Below are 4,566 nucleotides of genomic sequence, written 5' to 3' on the forward strand. Positions count from 1 at the left end.
CGAGCCTTTTCCAGTTATTGCGGAACGGCTCCCTTCGAGCATCGTTCAGGAACTAGTATTCATCGCAGAAAGCAATGTCATTATTTGGGAGACAGGAAAATGAAAAGCTTATTGAGTATGGCCAGTGTATCGGCAATCCAACACGATAGTGAATTACGGTTATATTATAACAAAAAATTAGCCGAAGGAAAAGATAAAATGTTAGCAGTAAATAATGTTAGAAATAAACTAATAGCTCGAGCATTTGCTGTAGTTAAGCGAGGGACACCTTATGTGGTTCTTCAGCAACACGCAGCATAATAAAAACTGGTTTTTATTAGGATTTGATCTTGGAATACGTGTATGAAAAGTTGCGTTTTTGTGAGCGAGGATTTTCCGCAGGAAAATCAGACGTAACAAAAGTGCAACTAACTTTATTTAAGCACTAATGTAGCATTTTTTTATACACGATGTTATGTGCTGGCTTTTCTTTCCGTTTTTAATTTGTTTCCGCAATTCAGATTCTCAAAGAAACTTAATTGTCGCTCAAATAAATATCCATTAGCAATGAATTCCATTTCATATTCATTCGTTTTGATATTCAGTTCCATTTGGTCAATTGAATATTCGTGAAGCCAAAATCTAAAATATCGAGCTTTTAATATAGAAACTCCGAGTTTTAATAAAATCCACATTGGTGATAAAAAAAATGGATTAATATCTTCTTTTCCGCGTTTGAGTGAGATCCCAATAATGTTTTCATTCGCAATAGGAATAGCAGTTAATTTATTGGAATAATTCGCACGCAATAAAATTCCGCCAGTTCGCTTTTCAAAGTTGCATTTCGAGTCAATTTTTAGAGATTCAGTTTCGAGATTTTTCGTTTTAAATGACTTTAAATAAAATCCTGTACTTCCAATCGCTTTCGGTTTTTGCAAATCGATTTCGGCAGGTTTTCCAATCTGTTTTATTATTGATTGTTCAGTCATTTTATTTTTAGTTCGAATCTTTCTTCAGCTTGCACATAACGGTCTTGTGTATGAAACGTAGCGTATAAATAAACACTAACTTTTCGGATTTTGCACGAGCCGAATTTTTATTTTTTCTATATATCTTTTAATTTCTAAATATACAAAAATAAAAATTTGGCGGACTTAATAAATAAGCAAAAACCTCTCGAAAATCCTGTAATAGCTATGTTTTATACACGTTGTTGTGTGTAGTCTTTTTTATTCGGATTTGTCCTTTTTCCAATAGATGTCTGCTATGTCAAATGTTCTTTTTTCTTTATTTAGTTCGTATTTTATTGAGTTTCCTATAAGACAATTTTTGTTTTCACTTTCGTTCAATAACCAAGAGGAAATTAAAATTATATTCTTGTCGTTAAAATTATAATTATAAGTCAATTGATTTTCTTCCAGTAATTCGATACAATCGGTTGATTTATTTAAAAGTAGTTTGTTGTCAAATTCACTGAACCAATTGACCATTTTGGTTGGTGTTAGTTTACCGTTTTTGAAGTTAAATGTTTGAATATCATTTCCGTCTCCAACAATATCGTTTGTGACAACAAAATAATCGTTTTCATTAAATTCATAGATTGATAATGTCCAAAATCCATCAACAACTTGAATTCCTATTGTATTTGGTTTAATATATTTTATATTATTATACATTTGAGTTGAGTCAATTATGAAATTATTTTTTTCGATAAATTCTACAGTTCTCTCTCTGTCTTTTTTGCTCCATTCCCAACTGTCCATTGTGCTTTCAGGTAGTAATGTTAAAATATTTAGAAGTTTTTTATTCTTTAAATAATTAATTTGAATTGTATCTCTGTATTTAACTTTTTCTTCTAATTCATATGTTGGTTCCGTATCTGAAGTTTCGTTATTTTTCTGTTCAACTAATTTTGATTTTTGCTTGACTTCTGAATTGCAAGAAAAGATTACAATTGATAGAATTAAAAATATGATTGTTTTATAGTTCGTCATTTTTTTTTAGATTACACACAACGGTCTTGTATATGGCTCGTAGCGTCTAAATTAGAGAATTATTTTCGGATTGAGCACAAGCCAGATTTTTAAATTTTACTATTTACCTTTTTTGTTGGAAAGTCGTCAAATTTAAAAATTTGGCGACTTTCCAAATACGCCTTATCTTCGATTAAGCAACTGATTAGCTATGAGCTATATACATTGTTGTAAAACGTTTTTATTCGCTCCATTCTTTCACAAAATTTTCTCCACCACCTGTTAATGTTAAACTTGTATCATCATATCCGCCACCAATTGTCATTACTTTATCAAGTCCGTTGTCGAAATTTAGAATTACAGATTTATCATTAAATTCAAATTTTCCTTTGAAATTTTTTCCGTCTCCATTTTCAAAAAGGAATGTTCCATTTTCGTTAAAGCGTACTTTTCTTACAGCATAGTGTGGTGTCCACCAATTTCCGATTAAATTCTTTCTTGAGTAAGATTTTAAGTCGTAATCTTTTTCGGTAGTTAAATCAGTCATTTTGGAATACTGTTTTTGTTTTCCATTGTTAAGTAACTTTAGAAATATTCCCATTGATTCGGCAGTTTCTCCCATCAAGTTATTTTCTATAATATAACTCCATTCTCCACTTTTGAAAACGTAGTGATAACCACCACCAGTTCCTTGTCGTTCTACTTTTCCGTCATATAATATTAGATTCGGCTCGTCAGAAATTGTTTTTGGTTTATTCCAAGAAATGTATCTTATATCTCCATTTTTAAGGTTGTCAACTTTAATAGTAAACTTTTTATTTTCACAATGAATAATGTTATTCTTAACTTCCGAATTAAGTTTTAGTATTTGTTCTTTAACTTCGAGCTCTTTTGTTTTCGATTCAAGTTGATTTTCTTTTTGAGTTAATTCAGTTTCTTTTTGGTTCAGGTTATTTTCTTTTTCTAAATTTTTACACGAAAAAAAGCCAATTAATATTACTAAACTTAAAATTTTTCTCATAGTTTCTTGATTTGGTAAATGTTTTACAACGGTTTTGTATACCTGTCAGTTGCGGGAATTATAGAACTAAGATAGAAAAAAATCCCGACTTTTATGCTTGCGCGGTTGTATCCGCAGGACACAAAGCCGCAATTGTTGGTATACGTTGTTGGCAGTAGTTTTATTAGCAACAGCCTGCGATTAAGACTGTCTTATTTAATTTTTTAGAATATCCAATAATTTCAAAACCTCCACCTTCAAAAAGTTTATATGAAAATCCAACAATTATTTTATCGTTATCAATTTTGTTTAAACTTTTTTGATTTATAAAATCTTTATCAATATTAGATAATGGATTTTTAATAAATTTTTCCTCATCGAAAAAATTGTTAATCCTAGATTTTATATATTTTAAGTCTGCTTTTTGTAAACTGTCGGTTAGATGTTTATTCATTTTCTTATGATCAAAACCCTCGACTCTTTTAGGATTTGTTACATATAAATACCAAGGTCTTTCATAATCATACAACTGAATACCTAAAAATTCCTTTTTATAAATCGTTATCCTTGCATTATTTATTATTTGGAAAATCATCGGACCTTCTAGATTATTACAGTCATAAATAATTTTAAATGTATCGCTAGAGTTTTTATTTGAGAAAATATGCTCTTTAATAATCTCACAATTTTCTATTTTATTATTTATATCCGATATTTCTATACTATTTATTTTATTATCTGATTTTGGTTTACAGCTAATAAAAAAGCTTACTAGTAAAACTTTAATTAGAATTTTCATTTTTAGGTAACTTTAATTAAGGGTAAATGTTTTAGGGTATAATTATTTATCCCAATTTGCATTTAATTTGGGCTTTTTTTCTTTTAATTTTTTAATAAGTTCATTTCCTATTTCTAATTCTTTTCCCCAATCATCGTTAGTTTTACCTCGAGGATATCCTTTACCGGATTTTAAATCGTAAACTGCAAAAACTTCATTTACATTCCCCCACGTTAGATATAAAGTACTATCAATAGATTTTGCTTGAAAATTTTCCAAACTTGTGATATAATCGTTCGTGCCAATTAAATGAGTTTCCGGAATAATTATTTCTTTTTCAGAATCGGAAATTTCATAATAAAGTCCAGTAACAAAATCAAACTCCCTATCTTGATAAATAGTGATAAATATGTTTTTCAAGCCATTAACTTTTAAAACTCCAATTTTTCTTTCTTTAGTGCAAGAAAAACTTACCAACAAAATTAAAATGGCTAATATTTTTGTTTTCATTTTTCAAATTACTGCCAACGAGTTTGTATATGACAAGTAGCGTGCAAGTTAGCGAGTGTTTTTCCGCCACGCAACAAGCCAAATATTTTGTATTTTGCTTTTATCTTTTCTTTTCAAATGCCAAATCAAAAGATTTGGCGACTTACCAAATATACCAAAATTTTCGGTTTAGAAAATACGTAGCTATTTGTTATAGCATCGATGAAAAAGCAGTGGATCCAGTATCTTTAAAGTTCACCAAAACAATAAGATATGAAAACTGTACCCACTGCTCAACCAAAGTTATACATTGGCATCGACATCCACAAATTAAGTTGGAAAGTTCA

The 4,566-nt window shown here is 29.5% G+C and carries 6 protein-coding genes; 1 reads left to right on the plus strand and 5 read right to left on the minus strand.

All coding sequences use genetic code 11. The features are described 5' to 3' along the window. Positions 1-300 (plus strand): transposase (locus tag LX95_RS14265; protein WP_146240802.1); only part of this gene is annotated, 300 nt, incomplete at its 5' end. A 152-nt stretch (positions 301-452) separates the two neighbouring features. Here LX95_RS14265 and LX95_RS14270 read toward each other — a convergent pair. From LX95_RS14270 to LX95_RS14290, 5 genes are all read right to left on the minus strand, one after another. Next, positions 453-968: a hypothetical protein gene (locus LX95_RS14270; RefSeq protein WP_111542132.1), complete on the minus strand. Its 516-nt coding sequence runs from the start codon at positions 966-968 to the stop codon at positions 453-455. A gap of 240 nt (positions 969-1,208) precedes the next feature. After that, positions 1,209-1,973: a hypothetical protein gene (locus tag LX95_RS14275; protein ID WP_111542133.1), complete on the minus strand. Its 765-nt coding sequence runs from the start codon at positions 1,971-1,973 to the stop codon at positions 1,209-1,211. 220 nt (positions 1,974-2,193) lie between these two features. Then, a complete protein-coding gene (locus LX95_RS14280) occupies positions 2,194-2,973 on the minus strand; it encodes a hypothetical protein (protein WP_111542134.1) in 780 nt (259 codons plus the stop codon). Positions 2,974-3,136: 163 nt separating this feature from the next. Then, entirely contained in the window at positions 3,137-3,751 is a 615-nt protein-coding gene (locus LX95_RS14285) for a hypothetical protein (protein WP_111542135.1), read from the minus strand. Between the two features lie 42 nt (positions 3,752-3,793). After that, positions 3,794-4,240: a hypothetical protein gene (locus LX95_RS14290; protein WP_111542136.1), complete on the minus strand. Its 447-nt coding sequence runs from the start codon at positions 4,238-4,240 to the stop codon at positions 3,794-3,796. Positions 4,241-4,566: the final 326 nt, after the last annotated feature.

It is taken from the genome of Mesonia algae (assembly GCF_003253545.1).
Taxonomy (GTDB): Bacteria; Bacteroidota; Bacteroidia; order Flavobacteriales; family Flavobacteriaceae; genus Mesonia; species Mesonia algae.

Bases quoted from the DNA above. Each gene is read 5' to 3' on its own strand.
- LX95_RS14290 (WP_111542136.1), bottom strand. From the start codon at position 4,240: ATGAAAACAAAAATATTAGCCATTTTAATTTTGTTGGTAAGTTTTTCT.
- LX95_RS14270 (WP_111542132.1), bottom strand. From the start codon at position 968: ATGACTGAACAATCAATAATAAAACAGATTGGAAAACCTGCCGAAATC.
- LX95_RS14285 (WP_111542135.1), bottom strand. From the start codon at position 3,751: ATGAAAATTCTAATTAAAGTTTTACTAGTAAGCTTTTTTATTAGCTGT.
- LX95_RS14280 (WP_111542134.1), bottom strand. From the start codon at position 2,973: ATGAGAAAAATTTTAAGTTTAGTAATATTAATTGGCTTTTTTTCGTGT.
- LX95_RS14275 (WP_111542133.1), bottom strand. From the start codon at position 1,973: ATGACGAACTATAAAACAATCATATTTTTAATTCTATCAATTGTAATC.